The 20,510-nt window shown below is 57.1% G+C and carries 19 protein-coding genes; 6 read left to right on the top strand and 13 right to left on the bottom strand.

Going from position 1 to position 20,510, the window contains the following annotated elements:
• Positions 1 to 33: 33 nt before the first annotated feature.
• Positions 34 to 711 (top strand): FKBP-type peptidyl-prolyl cis-trans isomerase, encoded by a 678-nt coding sequence (locus tag EE949_RS28250; RefSeq protein WP_122667298.1) that lies wholly within the window; start codon positions 34 to 36, stop codon positions 709 to 711.
• Between the two features lie 239 nt (positions 712 to 950).
• Here EE949_RS28250 and rsd read toward each other — a convergent pair whose 3' ends face one another.
• From rsd to EE949_RS28210, 8 genes are all read right to left on the bottom strand, one after another.
• The gene (gene rsd / locus EE949_RS28245) at positions 951 to 1,424 is read right to left on the bottom strand and encodes a sigma D regulator (protein WP_122667297.1); all 474 of its coding nucleotides are present in this window, start codon (positions 1,422 to 1,424) and stop codon (positions 951 to 953) included.
• Between the two features lie 181 nt (positions 1,425 to 1,605).
• Complete coding sequence (locus EE949_RS28240) at positions 1,606 to 2,133, bottom strand: disulfide bond formation protein B (RefSeq protein ID WP_122667296.1); 528 nt, start codon at positions 2,131 to 2,133, stop codon at positions 1,606 to 1,608.
• Between the two features lie 228 nt (positions 2,134 to 2,361).
• A complete protein-coding gene (locus EE949_RS28235; RefSeq protein WP_122667295.1) occupies positions 2,362 to 3,606 on the bottom strand; it encodes a heme biosynthesis HemY N-terminal domain-containing protein in 1,245 nt (414 codons plus the stop codon).
• Positions 3,603 to 4,745 (bottom strand): uroporphyrinogen-III C-methyltransferase, encoded by a 1,143-nt coding sequence (locus EE949_RS28230; protein ID WP_122667294.1) that lies wholly within the window; start codon positions 4,743 to 4,745, stop codon positions 3,603 to 3,605. Before EE949_RS28230 ends, EE949_RS28235 begins: the two co-directional genes overlap by 4 nt.
• 48 nt (positions 4,746 to 4,793) lie before the next feature.
• On the bottom strand, positions 4,794 to 5,570 hold the full coding sequence (locus EE949_RS28225) for a uroporphyrinogen-III synthase (protein WP_122667293.1): 777 nt from the start codon (positions 5,568 to 5,570) through the stop codon (positions 4,794 to 4,796).
• Positions 5,567 to 6,508 (bottom strand): hydroxymethylbilane synthase, encoded by a 942-nt coding sequence (hemC, locus tag EE949_RS28220; protein WP_122667292.1) that lies wholly within the window; start codon positions 6,506 to 6,508, stop codon positions 5,567 to 5,569. The genes EE949_RS28225 and hemC overlap by 4 nt, the downstream gene beginning before the upstream one ends.
• Positions 6,509 to 6,726: 218 nt before the next feature.
• Entirely contained in the window at positions 6,727 to 7,473 is a 747-nt protein-coding gene (locus tag EE949_RS28215; protein ID WP_122667291.1) for a LytR/AlgR family response regulator transcription factor, read from the bottom strand.
• Positions 7,470 to 8,552, bottom strand: coding sequence for a sensor histidine kinase (locus EE949_RS28210; protein ID WP_122667290.1), 1,083 nt, complete (start codon positions 8,550 to 8,552; stop codon positions 7,470 to 7,472). Before EE949_RS28210 ends, EE949_RS28215 begins: the two co-directional genes overlap by 4 nt.
• Before the next feature lie 132 nt (positions 8,553 to 8,684).
• Here EE949_RS28210 and argH point away from each other — a divergent pair, with 132 nt between their 5' ends.
• From argH to EE949_RS28190, 4 genes are all read left to right on the top strand, one after another.
• Positions 8,685 to 10,079 (top strand): argininosuccinate lyase, encoded by a 1,395-nt coding sequence (gene argH / locus EE949_RS28205; protein ID WP_122667289.1) that lies wholly within the window; start codon positions 8,685 to 8,687, stop codon positions 10,077 to 10,079.
• Between the two features lie 148 nt (positions 10,080 to 10,227).
• On the top strand, positions 10,228 to 10,503 hold the full coding sequence (locus EE949_RS28200; protein ID WP_122667288.1) for a hypothetical protein: 276 nt from the start codon (positions 10,228 to 10,230) through the stop codon (positions 10,501 to 10,503).
• Positions 10,504 to 10,739: 236 nt separating this feature from the next.
• Positions 10,740 to 10,988: a TIGR02647 family protein gene (locus EE949_RS28195; protein WP_122667287.1), complete on the top strand. Its 249-nt coding sequence runs from the start codon at positions 10,740 to 10,742 to the stop codon at positions 10,986 to 10,988.
• A gap of 180 nt (positions 10,989 to 11,168) precedes the next feature.
• Positions 11,169 to 14,018 carry a class I adenylate cyclase gene (locus EE949_RS28190; protein ID WP_122667286.1) on the top strand — a complete coding sequence of 950 codons (2,850 nt, stop codon included), beginning with the start codon at positions 11,169 to 11,171 and terminating at the stop codon, positions 14,016 to 14,018.
• An 860-nt stretch (positions 14,019 to 14,878) separates the two neighbouring features.
• Here the strand turns inward: EE949_RS28190 and gltP are convergent.
• The 5 genes from gltP to EE949_RS28165 form a co-directional block, all read right to left on the bottom strand.
• Positions 14,879 to 16,219 carry a glutamate/aspartate:proton symporter GltP gene (gene gltP / locus EE949_RS28185; protein ID WP_122667285.1) on the bottom strand — a complete coding sequence of 447 codons (1,341 nt, stop codon included), beginning with the start codon at positions 16,217 to 16,219 and terminating at the stop codon, positions 14,879 to 14,881.
• A gap of 651 nt (positions 16,220 to 16,870) precedes the next feature.
• On the bottom strand, positions 16,871 to 17,338 hold the full coding sequence (locus tag EE949_RS28180) for an inhibitor of vertebrate lysozyme family protein (RefSeq protein WP_122667284.1): 468 nt from the start codon (positions 17,336 to 17,338) through the stop codon (positions 16,871 to 16,873).
• Positions 17,339 to 17,340: 2 nt separating this feature from the next.
• Positions 17,341 to 17,505: a DUF1328 domain-containing protein gene (locus EE949_RS28175; protein ID WP_002555679.1), complete on the bottom strand. Its 165-nt coding sequence runs from the start codon at positions 17,503 to 17,505 to the stop codon at positions 17,341 to 17,343.
• A gap of 50 nt (positions 17,506 to 17,555) precedes the next feature.
• A complete protein-coding gene (locus EE949_RS28170; protein WP_122667283.1) occupies positions 17,556 to 17,837 on the bottom strand; it encodes a hypothetical protein in 282 nt (93 codons plus the stop codon).
• Between the two features lie 223 nt (positions 17,838 to 18,060).
• Positions 18,061 to 18,909 (bottom strand): BON domain-containing protein, encoded by an 849-nt coding sequence (locus EE949_RS28165; protein ID WP_122667282.1) that lies wholly within the window; start codon positions 18,907 to 18,909, stop codon positions 18,061 to 18,063.
• A 245-nt stretch (positions 18,910 to 19,154) separates the two neighbouring features.
• Here EE949_RS28165 and algB point away from each other — a divergent pair, with 245 nt between their 5' ends.
• A complete protein-coding gene (algB, locus tag EE949_RS28160; protein WP_122667281.1) occupies positions 19,155 to 20,501 on the top strand; it encodes a sigma-54-dependent response regulator transcription factor AlgB in 1,347 nt (448 codons plus the stop codon).
• The last annotated feature ends 9 nt before the right edge of the window (positions 20,502 to 20,510 follow it).

Genomic DNA, 20,510 nt, shown 5'->3' with positions numbered 1-20,510 from the left:
ATAATCGCTGACTTCCCAGGCCGGAGAGCATTCATGTCGCGCTACCTGTTCACGTCGTTGTTCCTCTTGTTGCCGGTGGTTCAGGCTGTGCAAGCCGCACCGTCCAGCGAGGCACACGACCTCGCTTACAGCCTTGGCGCAAGCCTGGGCGAACGTCTGCATCAGGAAGTGCCGGATCTTGATTTGCCTGCGCTGATTGAAGGTTTGCAGCAGTCTTACGAAGGTAAACCTCTGGCATTGAAGAAAGAACGCATCGAGCAAATCCTTCGCGAACATGACGCTGCCGTCGCTCAGGCCGAAGCCTCCGGCGCAGTTGAGCCGCTTAGCGAAGCGGCCATGGAGAGCGAACAAAAATTCATGACCGCGGAAAAAGCCAAACCCGGCGTGACCGAACTGGCAGACGGCATATTGATGACCGAACTGGTCGCTGGCCACGGAGCCAAACCAAGCGCTGATGGCCGGGTGCAGGTCCGCTATGTCGGCCGCCTGCCAGATGGCACGGTGTTCGATCAGAGCACGCAGCCTCAGTGGTTTCGTCTCGACAGTGTGATCAGTGGCTGGACGACGGCGCTGCAAAACATGCCTGTTGGTGCCAAATGGCGTCTGGTCATCCCTTCGGCAGAAGCTTACGGCGCGGAAGGCGCTGGTGATTTGATTGACCCGTTCACGCCGCTGGTATTTGAAATCGAGCTGGTCGGGGTGTCGCAGTAATCATCTAGCACAGAACTCTGTGGGAGATTCTATGTTGGCCTGCAAACACAAATCCGTGGGAGCGAATTTATTCGCGAAGGGCCGGTACATCCGAAACTGATGTATCGCTTGAAATGCCGCATTCGCGAATGAAGTGGAGCGCCACCCCGGTCGCTTCCACAGTGAGCTTCAACTTTAATCCAGACAGAAACAAAAAAAGGGTGCCCATTGGCACCCCTTTTTCATTCACAAAGAAGTCATCAGGCCTGAGTAGCCGCTTCTTCCTTGTGGGAGTTGTGGAGCACCTCAATCAGGCAGTCCTCCAACTCAAAGCGTTCATGCAGCAAGCCACCCAGCGTGTTGAACTCCGCAGCAACAGCGGTGCAATCGGAGCAATCACCTCTGTCACAACGGTCATTGAACGCCAATGCCGACTCCGTTATCACCTTGAGTCGCGGGTAAATGGTGTCTGCCAGCTCAAGGCCACGCTCATCGTTGAATGCCTTGGCTTCGCTGTTGAGCTGCTCGTAGATTTCGAAATGCCCGGCCGACACATAATCGACGAGCACCTCACAGAATTTCTGCAAGCCTTCACGATCAGCAGCCAATGCTTCGGGTGTATCACCGAGGGCATCGTAGACGCGAACCAGTTCAAGGCGTTCCTGCAGCCAGCGATCAATCAGCTTATTGACCCCGCCCCAGCGTTCCTGCGCGTTCTGACAGCTTTCCAACATGATGATCTCTTCCCTTCAGGGGCATGCAGTCTGCGCAGGCCTGGTTTTGAGTTCGTCGCTGTGGACGACACAGGCTTTATGGGCGGCAGATGATGCATATATCCAATAACGCTTGCGGGCCAGATTATGCCCGCATGACTAGGCCATCAAGGTACGCAGGAGAGAAAGTTCATACAAGTGTTTAATCCTCGACCCGACTTTCGGCTATCGAAACCCGGACGGTCGCCCTGAAAAACGCATAAAGCATGACCAACGCCAACCCTACAAAAGCCAGCAGGCTCCATTCCGGCAGGCTGATACCAAACAGTGACCAGGATATTTCTGCGCAGAAAGCGGCATCGCTGTACAACCTGTCGATCCATTGATTTAACGAAAGAGCGTCCAGCAGCCATTCACCTTGTGCAATAACTCCAATGGTGTCGTCGGCGGTTGCTGTCTGAAGCCAGACCTGAAAGCCGGCAAGTGCGGCACCGGCGAGCATCATCAGTAAAATGACTGCGCTGTAGACACGGCAACCTGCCCGGCCTGGCGCATGAAACGTAGCAATCAGCGCCAGAATACCGCTGCCGACAAAAGCTGCCCGTTGCCACAGACACAATACGCAAGGTGAAAGCCCATACGCAGACTGCACATAAAAAACACAGCCGATGATCATTGCGCAGGCAATGAACACCAGAAAAAACAAGGAGCGCGTGTGAGCCAGTTGCATGGCAAATCCGTAACGAAAGACGAAGGCAGTTACGGTAGAGAAAGCGTTCAACCCTTTCAAGGCGCTGCCGTAAGGATACGTCCCTGTTTAGGTGGGCCTTTGCGGACAATGGATGACAGCTACGAGACCATCACCTGAAGGAAATTGCCTACAGCAGACAAACATGGAGGATTGTTCCTACATAGCTGTCTGCGCGCCCTAGTGCAGACAGCTATTCGGCCAGCGCTTTCAGCTTGCCAATGCCGGAAGTGGTCGCGCCAGAAGTCGCTCGTCGAGCAAGCTCAAGCCCTCCTGGAAAAGCTGATTGCTGCGCTCTGTTTCGCCCAATTGAGCCAGCAGGCGAGCAAGCTCCGCACAGGTTTCCGGATTACGTTGCAGGCGCAGGCTGGTTTCCAGATAGTCCCGCGCCTTGCCCCACAAACTGCTTTGCAGACACAGCCGACCAAGCGTTAACAGCAGGCTCGGATCATCAGGATGATTTTTCAGCCATCCCTCTGCGACTTGTAACTGACGCGCCGGATCAGCGCCACGCACCAGCCCATACAGACGAGCGAGGTGGCTGTTGTATTCGCGCTTGATCGCCGCACGCAGCGCCTCCTCAGCCTGACCGTCAGCACCCAGCCGACGCAATTGCTCAGCGTAAGCCAGCACCAGCTGGGGTTCCTGACGTTGCGCGGAGGTCAGGCCTTTCCACGCATTGTCCAGCCCTGGCAGGCCCGCCGAGCGTCCGTCGTCGTCCTGCTCGCGGTACGCGGCAAGCGTGAGGTTTTCACCCCAAGCGCGTCGTTCCAGCTCGGCCAGCTCCTGAGGAGGCAGGACCTTGTCCTTGCGCAACTCGGGCATGAGTTTGATCAAGGCAGACCACTCACCACGTTGACGGTACAAGCGCTGCAACTGACGCAGAATTTGCGCGTTATGAGGATGACGCTCGTTCATGGCCTGCAAGGTCACCAACGCGCCATCGCTGTCACCGCGATCCTGCTGCAACTGGGCGTGGCTCAGAGCAATGGCCAACTCTGCCTGAGGCTGACGCTCCAGGGCGCGCTCCAGCAGGTTGTCGCACTCGTCATAACGACCTTGCTCGTTGGCCGCACGGGCCGCACCGAGGTAGTACAAAAGCGGTTGCGGTTCAGCCTCGGCGGCACGATGCAAATGGCGTTGCGCACTGGCCCAGCGACCTTCAACCAGATCCATCTGCCCTTGCTCGATTGCAAGTTGCACACGGCGACTGCGGTTACGCCTGGACCATGGGTTGGCAACTGAACCCGAGGTCGTCACGAGACGAACCAGCAGGCGAATCACCACAAGCACCAGCCAGATAACGAACAGCAGGCCCAAGGTGGCCCACAAGCTCGATTCATAACGGAAGTTTTGATAAGCAATGAGGACGTAGCCGGAGTGTTCGGCAATCGCCACACCAATCGCTGCGGCAGCGGCGATTGCAATGAACAACAGCACATAGGCACGCTTCATGGGCTCGTCCCCTGCCGCGTTTCAGCGGGTTGGCTATTCGCAGTTCCCGGTGCATCTGCCGAGGCATGACGCCGCTCAAGATAGGCCTGAACCGCACTCAGACTTTGCGCCAGATCGGGCGTCATCACCGAAACCGGTTGCCTGGAGAGTTCATCCAGCCGGGCGGTGAGCATCTTGCTCTGGGAGTCGTCCTGATTGAAGTTGGTACGCAACACTTCTTTCGCTTCAGCCAGAGCCTTGTCATACACGAGCGGCTGACCGTTGAGAGCGGCCCACTGCGCCTGCTCCAGAGCGAGACTCAGCGCCAGGCGAACCTGGGTAAGACTCTGGCCAGCCAGCAAAGGGCGGATGTTCTTGTCAGCGTTGAAGTCGATGCGGATGTAATGAGATATCTCGTTCCACCATTGCACCAGATGGCTGTCCTGGCTGTTGGCGTTCGTGAGGCCCAACAGCGACTCGCCCTTGTCCTTGTATTCAGGGGCCAGCTCATTGAGTTGAGCGACCTGATCACGCAACGCGGCAAGCTGCAAAAAAAGCCCGGTACGATCGGGCTGATCAATGCTGCGCAGCGACGCCAGACTTTTCGCCAACTGATCTCGCGCAGCAAACGAACCCGGGTCGTCTTGCTCGCGAAGAATTTCATCCGCGCCCTGCACCAATGCCTGAGCGCTGTTGATGTCCTGCAGCGCAGACAAGCGCAGGCTAGCCAGACGCAGCAAATGTTCAGCCTCAGCCAGACGCCAGTCCTTGCGGCTTGCACCGAGCACGGTTTCGAGCCGCTGACTCAGGCGTTGTTGATCACCTTGCAACTGCGCAACCAGACGACGACGATCCTCCAGTTCATTCGCAGGAGGCAACTGCGCCAGACGCTCCGAAAGCTGCTTCTCGCTGGTCTGCAAGGTCAGGGTTTGCGCGGCGATGTCCTGCATTTGCGTGCGCTGCAGTTGGTGACTGGCCTGAACGGCGCGCAGCTGCCATACCCCCCAGCCTGCGACGGCAATGCCACCCACGCCAAATAGCAAGGCCAGCACAACCAGGCCGTTACTCCGCCCAGCCGGACGTTCAGGCCGCAACGGATCGGGGGTCGGTGGTGTCAGCACAGATTCAGAATCATCTTTGGGCAAGGCTGTTTCGCTCACGTATCCATCCTTTGCATTTGGGCGTAATCGGTAAAAGACAGCAGTCGATCAATACGCCTGAAGAGCAGGTCCGGGTTGTTCCCGTAACGCCGCCAGCAAAGCCGCAGCGCTTGCGCCGCGGCAATTCACAACTGTTCGGGCTCCGGCTTCGCGCGCCATGTCTGCAACGCGCGGGCTCGGCACGAATAAAGTCAAACGCGTCAGTTCAGGCCAACCATCGCCCGCCAACTGACGCAGGTGTTCCAAACCCTGCCCACTGCTGACCACCACCGCGTTCAAGCGTTCCGCCTGGATAAGGTGAGTCAGCGTCGAAGGCGGATAATATGGCAGGTTACGTTTATACAGCGGCAGATAATCAACGCTGACACCCAGGCTGCGTAAACGCTCGGCGAGCAATTCACGCCCGTCGTCGCCACGCATGATTAACACGCGTGAGCCGGGCATGGCGATGGATTGTTGCAGTCGAGGTAAATCCAGCAGGGCCTCGCTATCATCACCATTCTCGGGCCAGCTCACCTCCAGGCCGTAGTCCTGAAGTATCTGCGCGGTACCCGCTCCCACGGTGAACCAAGGCAGGAAAGGTGTCTGCGGCCACAATTGCGCGACCCACTGCAAGCCCAGACGTGCAGCGGGTTTGCTGACCACAATAACGGCGCTGTAGAGGTCCAGGTTCTGAACCAGAGACTGCTGCTCAGCGCTGGCAGGCAAAGGCTCAATTTCGAGCAATGGCAGGCTGCTGCTGAAAACTCCCGTGTCGGCCAACGTCAACGCCAGCGCAGCGGACTCCTCGGCAGGACGGGTCAGCAACAGCCGCCAATCGCTCATTCTCGCTCGGCCTCGCCGTAGACGGCTTTGAGAATGCCCTCTGCGCCCTGTTCGAGCAGGGCATCGGCAACCTGAACGCCGAGCGCCTGAGCGTCTGCTTGCGGAGCACGCGCCTCGGCACGCAACAGCAAACTGCCCGAAGGATCACCCACCAGCCCGCGCAACCAGATTTGCTCGCCCTCAAGTACGGCATAACAGGCGATTGGCACCTGGCAGCCACCGTTGAGGTGTTTGTTCAGCGAACGTTCGGCAACCACCCGGATGGCCGTCTCGTCGTGGTGCAAAGGCGCAAGCAACGCGTGGATTTCAGCATCGACGCTACGGCATTCGATTCCTACCGCACCTTGGCCACCAGCAGGCAGGCTGTCGTCAACGCTGATGCTGGCAGTAATGCGCTCTTCAAAGCCCAGGCGAATCAAACCCGCCGCAGCGAGGATGATTGCGTCGTACTCACCGGCGTCGAGCTTGGCCAGACGGGTGTTGACGTTGCCACGCAGGAAATGAATCTTCAGGTCAGGTCGACGCGCCAACAATTGAGCCTGACGACGCAGGCTGGAGGTGCCAACGACGCTGCCCGCTGGCAGTGCCTCAAGGCTGGCAAAGTGGTTGGAGACAAAAGCGTCACGGGGGTCTTCACGCTCGCAGATGCAAAACAGACCCAGGCCCTGCGGGAAGTCCATGGGCACATCTTTCATGGAGTGAACCGCGATGTCCGCGCGATTTTCCAGCAGAGCTGTTTCGAGTTCTTTGACGAAAAGTCCCTTGCCGCCAATTTTCGACAGTGGCGAGTCGAGCAATTTATCGCCCCGACTGACCATGGGGACCAGCGTCACGAGCAAACCCGGATGAGCCTGTTCCAGACGAGCTTTGACGTATTCGGCCTGCCATAAGGCCAGCGCACTTTTGCGGGTGGCGATGCGAATTTCGCGAGAGGACATGGATCAATCCGTACATGATAGTTGCGACGGATAATAACAGTTCAGGCAAATCGGCTCAGCGCTGTGTGGTCGCAGTGATGATCCAGATCAGCGTTCGAGATCCTGTAGGAGCACACGAGCACCGCGAGGCCGCGATCGCGGTCTGCCTTATACACCGCGATCGCGGCCTCGCGGTGCTCGTGCGCTCCTACAGTCAGGATTTCATTCATTCAGCGAAATCAAAGCTGCTGCATCATCTTGCGCACGCCAGCCACATGCCGGCGGCTGACGATCAGTGCATCGCCATTGAGCCCTTTAAGGAACAACTGGAAATGCCCCAGAGGCGTGCGCTGCAAACGCTCTATTCGCTCACGGGCAACCAGCGCGTTGCGATGGATACGCACAAAACGATCGCCGAACTCATCTTCCAGCGCCTTCAAAGGCTCATCCAGCAAGACCTCACCGCCTTCGTGGCGCAGCGTGACGTACTTGTGATCGGCGATGAAATAGATCACATGATCCAGCGGGATCAGCTCGATGCCTTTACGTGTCCGCGCACTGATATGCGTACGCGGGCCGTTGCCACTTTCAGCCGCAGGGCGAGTCATTGCGGCCAACTGCACGCGGTTTGGGCGCTCGGCCTTTCTCAACGCATCAATCAGGTGTTCGGGCCGCACTGGTTTGACCAGGTAGCCCACTGCGCTCACCTGAAAGGCTTCAAGGGCAAACTCGTCGTGCGCAGTACAAAAGACGACAGCAGGCGGGGTTTCCCGCTCGCACAATCTGGCAGCGACTTGCAGACCATCAAGGCCCGGCATGCGGATATCCAGCAAAACGATATCCGGCTTGTGGCTTTCAATCAGCGCCAAGGCTTCTTCGCCATTGGACGCGCTGGGTTCCAAAACCCGGTAACCCTCAATTTCACTGACCATCCGGCTCAGCCGTTCGCGGGCCAGGGGTTCGTCATCAACGATCAGGACATTCATATAGCTCTGGCTTCCTGCGTGAGTCTCGCACAAGGATAGCGTAGACAGGTGAAGTGACGACCGTCACGGCGCTCCACGCTCAGACTGGCGTGCGGACCAAAAAGTGCCGTAAGACGAGCACCGATGTTTACCAGGGCCTGTTGAGTGCCGTTGGAAGTCTGCCGACTGGCAACTTCGTCATAGGGATTGCTTACACACAATATGAACTCTCCCCTTTCATAATCCGCTTCTACCTTTACGACACCTCCTTCGACGCGAGGTGCAATCCCGTAAATCAAAGCGTTTTCAAGTAATGGCTGCAAGGTTAGCTGGGGAATCGGAAGGTCGTCTGGAATTCCACTGATCACCCAGTCCAACTGTAGACGCTCGCCAAGACGATATTGCTCAATTGATAAATATCGTTTCGCCAACTCCAGTTCATCGCGCCAGGTAACAAGGCTTCCCGGTTTGGCAAGGCTTGCGCGAAAAAGGTCCGACAAATCGAGCACGGCCTGTTCGGCCTTCGCCGGGTTGGAGGCCACAAGGCTCGCAATGCTATTGAGGGTGTTGAACAGGAAGTGCGGGCGGATGCGCGCCTGCAGCGATTCAATGCGGGCGCGCAATTCGCCTTGCTGTTGCTTTCGCCACTGGCTCTGCAGATAAAAATAGCGAAGCATCAGTGCCGACATGATCAGCGCAATCACTCCGTAGCGCACATAGCGCTCAACCATCACCCCGAACGTCACCCTGCCGGTCAACTGGCAGACGTCAGTGACCGCGGTGCAGAGCAGTGTGATAGCCACGACCAGCAAACAACCGAACAGGCCCGCACGCCCGGCAGGCAAGCGCGCCAGCCAAGGTCGAAGCCCGCACAACAGGGCCGCCGACAGCAGCACGATCCATTGCACAAAAAGCGACATGAGCGCCAACCGCACCCAATCGAAAGTCGGGCGCATCGGCTCGACCAGCACCAGAACCAGCACTAATAATTCGGCGAGCAGAACCAGTACCAACAGCGCTTGCGGAAGGCACAATTCAGGAAGAAAGAATTCTTTGCCTGGCCCTGAAGGCGAGGAGTGTTTCGGTAAGCTTTTTCGCATGGACCCAGTCTCGGCTCTGCGGGTCCGTGCGGCAAGCTGCCTGCGAATAAAAAAATGCCAACCTGTTATTATCGCGTGTGTCCGGCGAGCAGACGCGGGCATGTCATTCTTCAGCAGATCACGAGCGAATCCATGAGCACCGACAAGACCAACCAGTCCTGGGGCGGCCGCTTCAGTGAACCCGTCGACGCCTTCGTCGCGCGCTTCACGGCCTCCGTCACCTTCGACCAACGCCTTTATCGCCACGACATCATGGGCTCGGTTGCCCACGCAACGATGCTGGCCAAGGTCGGCGTCCTCACCGATGCCGAGCGCGACACTATTATTGACGGCCTGAAGACTATCCAGACCGAGATCGAAGCAGGCAGCTTCGAGTGGCGCGTTGACCTGGAAGACGTGCACATGAACATCGAAGCGCGTCTGACCGACCGCATCGGCATCACCGGCAAGAAACTGCACACGGGGCGCAGCCGTAACGATCAGGTCGCTACCGACATACGCCTGTGGCTGCGTGATGAAATCGACCTGATTCTTTCGGAAATTACCCGCCTGCAACAAGGCCTGCTAGGCCAGGCAGAGCGTGAAGCCGAGACGATCATGCCGGGCTTCACCCACTTGCAAACCGCGCAACCGGTCACATTCGGTCACCATATGCTGGCATGGTTTGAAATGCTCAGCCGCGATTACGAGCGCCTGGTCGACTGCCGCAAGCGTCTGAACCGCATGCCATTGGGCAGCGCAGCGCTGGCAGGTACGACTTACCCGATCGACCGCGAGTTGACCTGCAAACTGCTGGGCTTCGACGTCGTCGGCGGCAACTCGCTGGACAGCGTGTCGGATCGTGACTTCGCCATCGAGTTCTGCTCGGCCGCCAGCATCGCGATGATGCACTTGTCGCGCTTCTCGGAAGAACTGGTGCTATGGACCAGCGCTCAGTTCCAGTTCATCGATCTGCCAGACCGTTTCTGCACCGGCAGTTCAATCATGCCGCAGAAGAAAAACCCTGACGTCCCGGAACTGGTCCGTGGCAAAAGCGGCCGTGTATTCGGCGCCTTGATGGGCCTGCTGACCTTGATGAAGGGCCAGCCGCTGGCCTACAACAAGGACAATCAGGAAGACAAGGAACCGCTGTTCGACGCCGCCGACACACTGCGCGACTCGCTGCGAGCCTTTGCCGACATGATCCCGGCGATCAAGCCAAAGCACGCAATCATGCGTGAAGCCGCGCTGCGCGGTTTCTCCACTGCGACTGACCTTGCGGACTACCTGGTACGTCGTGGCCTGCCGTTCCGTGACTGCCACGAAATCGTCGGTCACGCCGTAAAGTACGGAGTTGAAAGCGGTAAAGATCTGGCGGAGATGAGCCTCGAAGAACTGCGCAAGTTCAGCGATCAGATCGAGCAGGACGTGTTTGCCGTGCTGACGCTTGAAGGCTCGGTCAACGCCCGCGATCACATCGGCGGCACCGCACCGGCACAAGTCAAAGCTGCAGTAGTTCGCGGCCAGGCGTTGCTCGCTGCGCGTTAAATGTATCTGGTGGCGCACTTCTGTGGGAGCGGTGCTTGCCCGCGATGAAGGTTTAGGTGATTTACCTGCAGCATCGCAGTGACCTTATCGCGGGCAAGCACCGCTCCCACAGGGAAGTGCTCGACACATATTCTTTGAGGAACACCACATGACCGACACTCTCGACAACGATGAAGAAGAATTCGCTGAATCGACCCTGGTCCAGGCCATCGAAAATCAGATCGAAAGCGACAATCCTCCCGCTGCAAAAGCCACGTTCAACAAGCTGACACTGGTTGGCTATGAGCGCGAAGAGATCCTGCAGTTGATGGCCCATGTTCTGGCTATCGAAATTGACGCACTGCTGGAAGAAGACCGCGCGTTCAATACCGAATGGTATGAAGCAGCGCTGCGTGCCCTGCCTGAGCTGCCCCCAGAGGCCTGAGCGGACTGGCGCACCGGCCAACTGACGGCCGGTGGCTAACCCTTGGTAAATCGGGCTCGGCAAAATCCACAGACCAGGTCTACACTGCAAATGCCTCGCTGCCACTAGAACGACGGGGCTACCACGCCGAGCAGGCTTTAACGGTCATCCAGAACCGACGAGCGCAGCACAGACACGTTGATTCCAGGGCCGCGCCAGTCAGTTAGGCGTCTTACTAGAAAAAGTCTGGAGCACCTATGTCGTATACCCCTGAGCTGGTTGCCGAACTGGAAATCCTTGCACTCTACAATCTGGGCAATACTCTTGAAGGACTCAAAGTCCATCACGTGGCCGCCCCGACAGCTGTAGCAGCCGCACAAAGACTCTTCGAAAAAGGCCTGACCACACAGGTTGATGGCGGTTATCTGACCAGCCTTGGGCTGGAAGCTGCCGAGCACGCACAGTCACTACTGACTATCCTCAACGTTGCCAAACAAGCTGCTTGATCACCGCGAGGGTCCGCAAGCCGAAAAAGGTTTAGCGGGCCCTTCATTTATGAAAAACTGCGCCGATAGAAAAATGGCGCCAGAATAAAAACAGACTGAAGTATCAGGCCGTCCTGCCCGCCGTCTCGCTCACCACTTCAATGCTGCCCTTTTCGAGCCCGACAGCCGGTTTGAGTTGTAATGACGCGTAACTCCGAAATCCGTCCAGACCTGGATGAAGGCATTGACCGCAAGGTGCTTTCCCAGCTCCGTAGCCGCTTCCTGACCCTGAACAACGGGCGGCTGGCGCGTGCCATGGAGGGTCTGTCGACTCGCCAGCAAACCGTATTGAATTTGCTGCCGCTGTTTTTCCACGTTAACCATCCGTTGCTACCCGGCTATGTGTCCGGCAGCACGCCCGCAGGCGTTTCTCATTACGAACCCGGCAGCCTGGCGCTGGCTGAAGCGCAACGCCTGACCCGGTCATTCTCGTATAAAGCGCGGCGCGGCCATGCGCGACAGCCCATTCACGGTTTGTTCCTGATGGGCAGCCTGGGCACTCTGGCGCAAGCTGAAGAAAGCGACATGGACGTCTGGGTCTGCCATGACTCGGAACTGAGCCCCGATGAAATCGCCGAACTGCGCAAGAAATGTCAGGCACTGGAGACGTGGGCAGACAGCCAGGGCGCTGAAGCCCACTTTTTCCTGATCGACCCGCAGCGCTTCGTCGCGGGCGAGCGCGATAGCCAGCTCAGTTCCGACAACTGCGGCACGACCCAACATTATTTGCTGCTGGATGAGTTCTACCGCACCGCTATTTGGCTCGCAGGCCGCACACCCATGTGGTGGCTAGTGCCGAGCTATGAAGAACAGCGCTACGCCGATTACACCCATACGCTGCTGTCGAAGCGTTTTATCCGCGAGGACGAAGTGCTCGACCTGGGTCATATGGCTGTTATCCCGCCTGGTGAGTTTCTCGGGGCCGGGTTATGGCAGTTATTCAAAGGTATCGAGTCGCCCTACAAATCGGTCCTCAAACTGTTGCTGACCGAGGTCTACGCCAGTGAGCACCCGAAGGTTCAGTGCCTGAGCCTGCGCTTCAAGAAAGCAGTGTTTGCCAACCGCGTGGATCTGGATGAGCTGGACCCTTACATGGTGGTATACCGGCGCATCGAGGAGTACCTGATCGAGCGCGGCGAGCTTGAACGGCTGGAGCTGGTACGGCGCAGCCTGTATCTGAAAGTGAATAAAAAACTGACGGGCTCGACGCGGCTGCGCAATACCGGCTGGCAACGGCAACTGCTCGAACGCCTGACTCAGGAATGGGGCTGGGACGAACGCCAATTGCTGTTACTCGACAGTCGCAGTCAATGGAAGGTGCGTCAGGTTGCCCACGAGCGCCGTGCACTGGTCAACGAACTCAATTACAGCTATCGCTTCCTGACACAGTTGGCTCGCCAGCAAAACGTGGCCAGCTCGGCAACCGCCAGGGACCTGAATGTACTCGGCCGCCGGCTGTATGCCGCGTTTGAACGCAAGGCTGGCAAGGTTGAATTCATCAATCCGGGTATCGCGCCCGATCTGGCTGAGGACACCCTGACGCTGGTGCAATCGCCTAACAAGCGCGAACCAGGCAAAGCCCAATGGGCGCTTTATAACGGCAGCCTGGGCGTCCACGAGTGGATTAACTTCTCACCGATAAAACGCAGCCGCGAGTTGCTTGAACTGCTGACCTGGTGCCATCGCAACAACGTGATCGACAGCACCACACGGCTTGCGCTGCATCCGGGCAGCAGCGACCTGAGTGAATTTGAGCTGTTCAATCTGCTGGGCGCGCTGCAACAGCAAATCCCGGTGCCGCTGGAGATTGTCAACGAAGAGCGCCTGTTGAGCCCCGCAGTGCCGAGCGAGATTCTCTTGCTGGTCAACGTGGGCGTCGATCCACTCCGGCATCACCGGGACCTGAACATCCTGATGACCACCGAGCGCACAGACTCGTTGAGCTACGCCGGTGTCCGGGAAAACCTTGTGCTGACCCTGGACCAGATCACGCTCAACAGCTGGAATGAAATCCTTGTCAGCCGCTATGACGGCGTCCACGCGCTACTCGATTGCCTCAGCGAGTTGCTGAGCAATCTACCTGAGGGGGCGACGCAGCCTGCTGTTCGAGTGCGTTGTTTCTGCCACAACCGCGCCCCCGCCATCGCCCAGCGCGTCGAGGAGCTGGTTGCGACAGCGCAATTGCTGCACGCCGCAAGCCTCAACCATCGCTATCTGATTCAGGTTCAGCAGCAATATCACGTGCTGGAAATGGCCCCGACTCAACCGGTGACCCATGTGGTGATCAACAGCCTTTCAGGCCTGTTCGAGTATCTGGGCGAAGAGCTGCCCCGTTACAGCCCGCTGCACCTTGACCCGCACGCACTGAGTGATCACGACCTGGCGCTGATCCTGCCTCACGGCCAACCCGAATGTGTTCAGGTGTTTTACAGAATCAACGAGACGGAAGCGGACCTCTACGCACTTGATGAGCACAATGCGCTCTGGCATCAACGCGTTCCTTATCACGATGAGTTGAGCCTGCTGCAGCCGCTACAACGCTTCTTCCATGCACTGGTTTATCGTCGTAGCGCCATGCTGCCGGTGGATAATTCCAGCGCACCGGCATTTCTTGAAACGCTGTATTACCAGGTCCTGCCGTCCGGAGCCGGACGCGCCCGACGCATCGAACCCCGCAGTGCACCGACTGCCGCGAGCAAGCCGTTTTACGACGTGCAAGCGATTGTCGAAGAAGCATCGCCCGGCCAGGTCAACGTTACGCTGTACTGCGATAACACTGAGTTTTCCGAGTTGGAGCATGGTGATCAACTCTTCAGCGTCGTGGCTCGACAGATCCTTGAACGGCGCACAGAGCCTGAACACTATCGCTGCTACATCACCGACCTGGATCTATCCGGGCTGCTGGACGACGCTCGCGGACAGACCATCCTGTACCTGCGCTACAAAGCGCAGCTGGAAAAGTCGCTCAACGACGCGATCGCCCAGGCCTGAACCGATGACAGAAACAACAAACCCCGGCATGCCGGGGTTTGTTTGCACAATAAGAAACCTGTGGGATGACTCTATGTTGGCCTGTGACCCCAATTTCAGTGGGAGCGAATTCATTCGCGAAGAGGCCAGTACACTCACAGCCTGTGTATGGCCTGAAGCACCGCCTTCCCGAATGAATTCGGTCCCACCAGTCCTGCGCAAGCTTGAGATCACTAGCAACCTGTGGAATGGCTCGTATTGGCCTGTGACCCCAATCCCAGTGGGAGCGAATTCATTCGCGAGAGGCCAGTACATCCACAGCCTGTGTATGGCCTGAAGCAACGCCTTCCCGAATGAATTCGGTCCCACCAGTCCTGCGCAAGCTTGAGATCACTAGCAACCTGTGGAACGGCTCGTATTGGCCTGTGAATCCAATCCCAGTGGGAGCGAATTCATTCGCGAAGAGGCCAGTACACTCACAGCCTGTGTATGGCCTGAAGCACCGCCTTCCCGAATGAATTCGGTCCCACCAGTCCTGCGCAAGCTTGAGATCACCGGCAACCTGTGGGATGACTCTGGTGACCCCAAATCCAGTGGGAGCGAATTCATTCGCGAAGAGGCCAGTACACTCACAGCCTATGTATCGCCTGAAGCACCGCCTTCCCGAATGAATTCGGCCCCACCAGCCCTGCGCAAGCTTGAGATCACCGGCCACCTGTGGGATGACTCTGGTGACCCCAATCCCAGTGGGAGCGAATTCATTCGCGAAGAGGCCAGTACATCCACAGCCTCTGTATGGCCTGAAGCACCGCCTTCCCGAATGAATTCGGTCCCACCAGTCCTGCGTAAGCTTGAGATCACTGGCAACCCGTGGGGAGCCTTTATGCGTTGTTCGAAGACAACGGCTCTGCACCCGGAACAGGTTCTTTGCTGCGCCAGTGCGGCAAGGAGTTCCAGTAGCGCTCGCCCTTGGCATCGTCGTACATGCCTTCCCAACGGGAGATGACCAGTACGGCCAGTGCATTGCCGATCACGTTCAATGCGGTACGCGCCATGTCCATGATTCGGTCAACACCAGCAATGAACGCCAGGCCTTCAAGCGGAATACCCACGCTGCCCAGCGTCGCCAGCAACACCACAAAGGAAACCCCCGGTACGCCTGCGATGCCTTTAGAGGTCACCATCAGCGTCAGAACCAACATCAACTGCTGACCGATGGACAGATCAATGCCGTACAGCTGTGCAATGAACATCGCCGCGATGCTTTGGTACAAGGTCGAGCCATCGAGGTTGAATGAGTAACCGGTCGGCACAACGAAGCTGCAAATCGCCTTCGGCGCGCCATAGGCTTCCATCTTGCTGATCACGCGCGGCAGTGCTGTTTCAGAGCTCGCCGTCGAGTAAGCCAGGATCAGCTCATCCTTGAAGATGCGCATCAGCTTGATCACCGAGAAACCAAACAGGCGGGCGATCAACCCAAGCACTACGAAAGCGAAGAACGCGATGGCCACGTAAACCAGAATCACCAGCTTGGCCAATGGCAACAAGGAGGCGAAACCGAAGTTGGCAACGGTCACGGCGATCAGGGCAAACACCCCGATAGGCGCGTAGTTCATGATCATGTGAGTGACCTTGAACATGGTTTCCGAGATACCCTGGAACACCTTCAGGACAGGCTCGCGCACTTCAGCCTCAAGGCTGGCCAGACCCAGACCGAACATCACCGAGAAGAAGATGATCGGCAACATGTCGCCACGGGCAACGGCGGCGAAGATATTGGACGGGATCAGGTTGAGAATCGTCGCGATGAATGCGTGGTCATGCTGCACTTCAGCCGTGGTCGCGGTGTACTTGGAGATATCGACCGTACCCAAGGTACTCATGTCGATGCCCGCACCGGGCTGGAAGACATTGGCCAGCACCAGTCCGACCAGGATAGCTATCGTCGTGACCACTTCGAAGTAGAGGATAGTCTTGAGGCCGATACGGCCCAGCTTCTTGGCATCGCCAACACCCGCAATCCCTACCACCAGCGAGGCAACCACAATCGGCACGACGATCATCTTGATCAGGCGGATAAAGATATCGCCTGCGGGCTGAAGGATGTTACTGATCCACCAGGCCTTCTCTGCGCTGAAATGGTTAAGTAGCGCGCCCAGCGCAATCCCGAGTGTCAGACCGATGAGGATCTGCCAGGCCAGGCTCAGCTTTGCCTTCTTCATGTCGTTACCTTTTTTCAAGTGGCTCGGACATCTCTGGACCCATATGCCCGAATTCGCTGATCCACAGCAGCATCGAGTCATCGGTTACCGGTCAGAACTGTCCCAAGTAGATGCAGCAAGCGAGCATCCGGCTCTGTAGCTGACGAAAAAAGGCGCAACTATTCCCACGCATCGGCGCAACGTCTAATGCCGTAAACGACTACCCCATGCCGAATCGGCATAACGTTTGCGACGAAAAACATGCCTGAAAACGACAAGGGTGTGCCGCGTATCGGCTCAAAGGTGGCTAATTCGCCCTCTAGAGGCCATCTGGAAAATTAATCATGAGGGATCAAACAGGATGTGGCGGGGGAGAGAAGCGGAAAGTTCTTACATGAAATGTCGGATGTGTGGCGGCATGACGCGAACTAAAACGATAAAACGCAACGCAAGACAGCCGATGTTTTCTCGAGGATTCGAGATCACCATCATGGACTTGCGTCGCGGTTCTTCCTGACCCGGCCCTCGTCGGGAGTACTCCCTGTACTCCTAGGTCACTCCGATCCGAACAATCAAAGCGTCCCGGCCCCCTGGTCATGCGCGAGTCTTTTCAAATCGCGCATCTAAAGAGCATCCCGAACATGGATGCTCTCTGTTCTTGAATGCCTTGAATCAGTACCAGTTGGGATCCTTGCGGAGCTGCTCTTGAAGCATGCCCTGCATACCCTCATCGGGTTCACCCAGGTATCGATAGGTTGCGTGACGTGTCGGCGACTTGTCCGAAGGCAGGCCGGCCGGCACATCTACCAGCAGCGCATAGGCTTTGTCCTTGTCGAGGCTAAAGGCCACGAGCAGACGCTGGCTCTTGCAGGTTTCAGCGGTTTCGCACAAAGGACCTACAAGATAATTCTCGCCGTCCTCAGGCACAGCGGTCATCTGCTGCTCGCTGGCTCCGGACAGATTGATCACCCAGTCGGGCAACCGCTCCTCCTTTTTGATCACTGAAGTCCAAGTGGATCGGTACTCGGGGTCAGATCCCAGTAACTGATTGACCCGAGCCTGTCCGTCATTGGCAGCCATCGCCATCGCGCTACCGCCCACTAACAGGGCGGCTGCGATTGAGTGCAGAGACGTGCGCATATTCAGCCTCGGCCGCGACGGCCAAAGAAGAACGAGACCACGAACATAACCAGGAACACAACGAAGAGGATCTTCGCGATACCGGTTGCGGTGCCTGCGATACCACCGAAGCCAAGTACAGCGGCGACAATGGCAATGATCAGAAACGTGATTGCCCAACTCAACATGATGACTCTCCTTATCTGCTTTTAATGGATGCTGCTATTACTTCTGCGGGTCAAAAAACCCAGGTTTGCTGGTGCTGCACTTCACTTACAGGAGCCTTGCGGTCAACAGGCGTAAGGCTCAGCGAGGTATCCCGGGCCATCGATGCGCTGGCGTTGGAATAGGACTGGCTGTAAGTGAAGGGCTGCTTGATCTGAGCTGCTTCTCGGGAGTTATCCCAGTGCTGAAACTGCTGAACTGCAATCAGAGTGACCAACAGCGCAAGACTGGCGAACAAGCCCTGCTGAAGGTGTTGAGGCGAAATACGCAATTGAGTAAGACGCTGACGGTTCATCTGGTTGCTCCTGACGCCACACGGGGCGTCAAACTTGATCTTGTTGCCGGTTAGTCACGGCTTGTATGAATAGGTTATTGCAGCCTGCGTGCCAGCTTTTCAACAACGATAATATTCATATAAATCAATGACTTAAAAACACCAAACAAAATTACCTGCTAGCATCCTGCACGATCACCCGTCATGGGTCGTGCAGGATGCACGAGCCTCCCTGGCAGGCTGATCAGCCTGTTGTCCGGGCCATGACTTTCAACGCGTCCGCATTGACGCCCTTCACGCCGCGAATATTTCGTGCGATCTCGACCGCAAGTTCTTTTTCCGCGTAATTGGCGACGATGCCGTTGAGGCTGACCAGCCCGCTTTTGGTATCGACCTTGATATTCAGACCATCGAGGTTGCGACTGTAGATAAGGCTGGATTTGACCTTGCTGGTAATCCACACATCGCTGATGTCTTCAGCCGGGCTATTGGCCTGAGGATCGGTACGCGACGCGATGGAGTCTGCGGCACTGATGCTGATCAGGTTATTCACGCTGACGACATCATCCGTGTTGGTCGCCAGGCTACCGGCGACTTCTTTGGCTTCCGGGCTTTGCGCACGACCTTTGAGGGTGACGACGCCGTCTTTCGCGTCCACATCAATGTTGAGCGCCTCCGTGACACTGCTCCATAACAGTTTGGATTTCACGGTTGCAGTCAACGTCGCATCTTCGAAGCGCTGGGCCATGCTGGCCTTGGTGCCAGGCTCCGCGGCGACATTGCCATCGGTTTGCAACTGATTGTCGACCTTGTCGATGCCTTTGACATCCAGCGCAATTCTTTCCGCCAGTTCACGATCAACCTGATTTTCGACCGTCCCTTTCAATACCGCCGTACCTTGCTCGACACTCACGTCGATTTTGAATGGACTCAGGTGTTTATTGAGGGCGAATGCGGTCCAGATCGAACCTTCCTGACGCGCTTCGGCGAGCTGGCTGGGCAAATCGCCCTGGGCAGCACTGGCCATCAAAGGGTTCAGGCCCAGCACGGTGATTGTGGCTGTGGCCAGAGCGAGCTTTTTCAGCGGGTGCATGGCACTTCTCCGTCTTATCGCTATGTAGGGGTTTCGAGCAGATCACTCAGAGTGAAAAGCAAAAGAAACCCGCAAGCGATGTGCCAAGCATTTATTGGAATCAATATCCTTATAAATCAGCTAGTTACATATAATTCGGTCAGATAGCTACCATGCAGCTCGCATAATCAATCAGAATCAACCATGCAACTTGCCCGATTATTCCGACACTAACGCAAGACAATTCATTAAGGAGCGTAGGAAAAATGGAAGCAGCCACTGAGAATCAGGGCCGTATTCTGCTTGTGGATGACGAATCCGCGATCCTTCGCACGTTCCGTTATTGCCTGGAAGATGAGGGCTACAGTGTCGCCACCGCCAACAGCGCATCCCAAGCGGAAACGTTGCTGCAACGCCAGGTCTTCGATCTGTGCTTTCTGGACTTGCGGCTAGGCGAAGACAATGGACTCGATGTACTGGCGCAAATGCGCGTCCAGGCACCCTGGATGCGGGTAGTGATCGTCACTGCCCACTCAGCGGTAGATACCGCAGTCGATGCGATTCAGGCCGGTGCAGCCGATTATCTGGTCAAGCCGTGCAGCCCTGATCAACTGCGTCTGGCAACGGCCAAGCAACTGGAAGTACGTCAGCTATCGGCGCGGCTGGAAGCGCTGGAAGGTGAAATTCGCAAACCTAAAGACGGCCTCGACTCCCACAGCCCTTCGATGATGGCGATTCTGGAAACCGCCCGCCAGGTGGCGACCACCGACGCTAACATCCTCATTCTGGGTGAGTCAGGTACAGGTAAGGGCGAACTGGCCCGCGCCATTCATGGCTGGAGCAAGCGCAACAAGAAATCCTGCGTCACCATCAATTGCCCGTCGCTGACCGCAGAGCTGATGGAAAGTGAACTGTTTGGTCACAGCCGCGGGGCATTTACCGGTGCGAGCGAAAGCACACTGGGGCGTGTCAACCAAGCTGACGGCGGCACGCTGTTTCTCGACGAGATCGGCGACTTTCCGCTCACTTTACAGCCAAAACTGCTACGTTTCATTCAAGATAAAGAATACGAACGCGTCGGCGACCCCGTGACTCGACGGGCTGATGTGCGCATTCTTGCGGCGACCAACCTGAACCTCGAAGACATGGTGCGCAATGGCCGTTTCCGGGAGGATCTGCTGTACCGCCTGAACGTCATTACTCTGCACCTGCCCGCCCTGCGTGAACGCACCGAAGATATCCTGACCCTGGCGGACAGATTCCTGGCCCGCTTCGTCAAGGATTACGCCCGCCCGGCAAGAGGTTTCAGCGACGAAGCCAAAGCCGCCCTGCTGAACTATCGCTGGCCAGGCAATATCCGCGAACTGCGTAACGTGATTGAACGCGCCAGCATTATCTGCCCGCAGGAGCGAGTCGAAATTGCCCACTTGGGTATGGCCGAACAACCCACCAGCAATGCCCCGCGAGTCGGTGCGGCGCTGAGCCTGGACGAACTGGAAAAAGCCCATATCGGCGCGGTCTTGGCCACCAGCGATACTCTGGATCAGGCAGCCAAGACGCTAGGCATCGACGCGTCGACGCTCTATCGCAAACGCAAGCAGTACAACCTATGACTAACGCGG

This window comes from Pseudomonas viridiflava (genome assembly GCF_900602065.1).
In the GTDB taxonomy this organism is placed as follows: Bacteria; Pseudomonadota; Gammaproteobacteria; order Pseudomonadales; family Pseudomonadaceae; genus Aquipseudomonas.
Note: the sequence above shows the minus strand (reverse complement) of the source record. Positions and strands in the feature narration are given on the sequence as shown.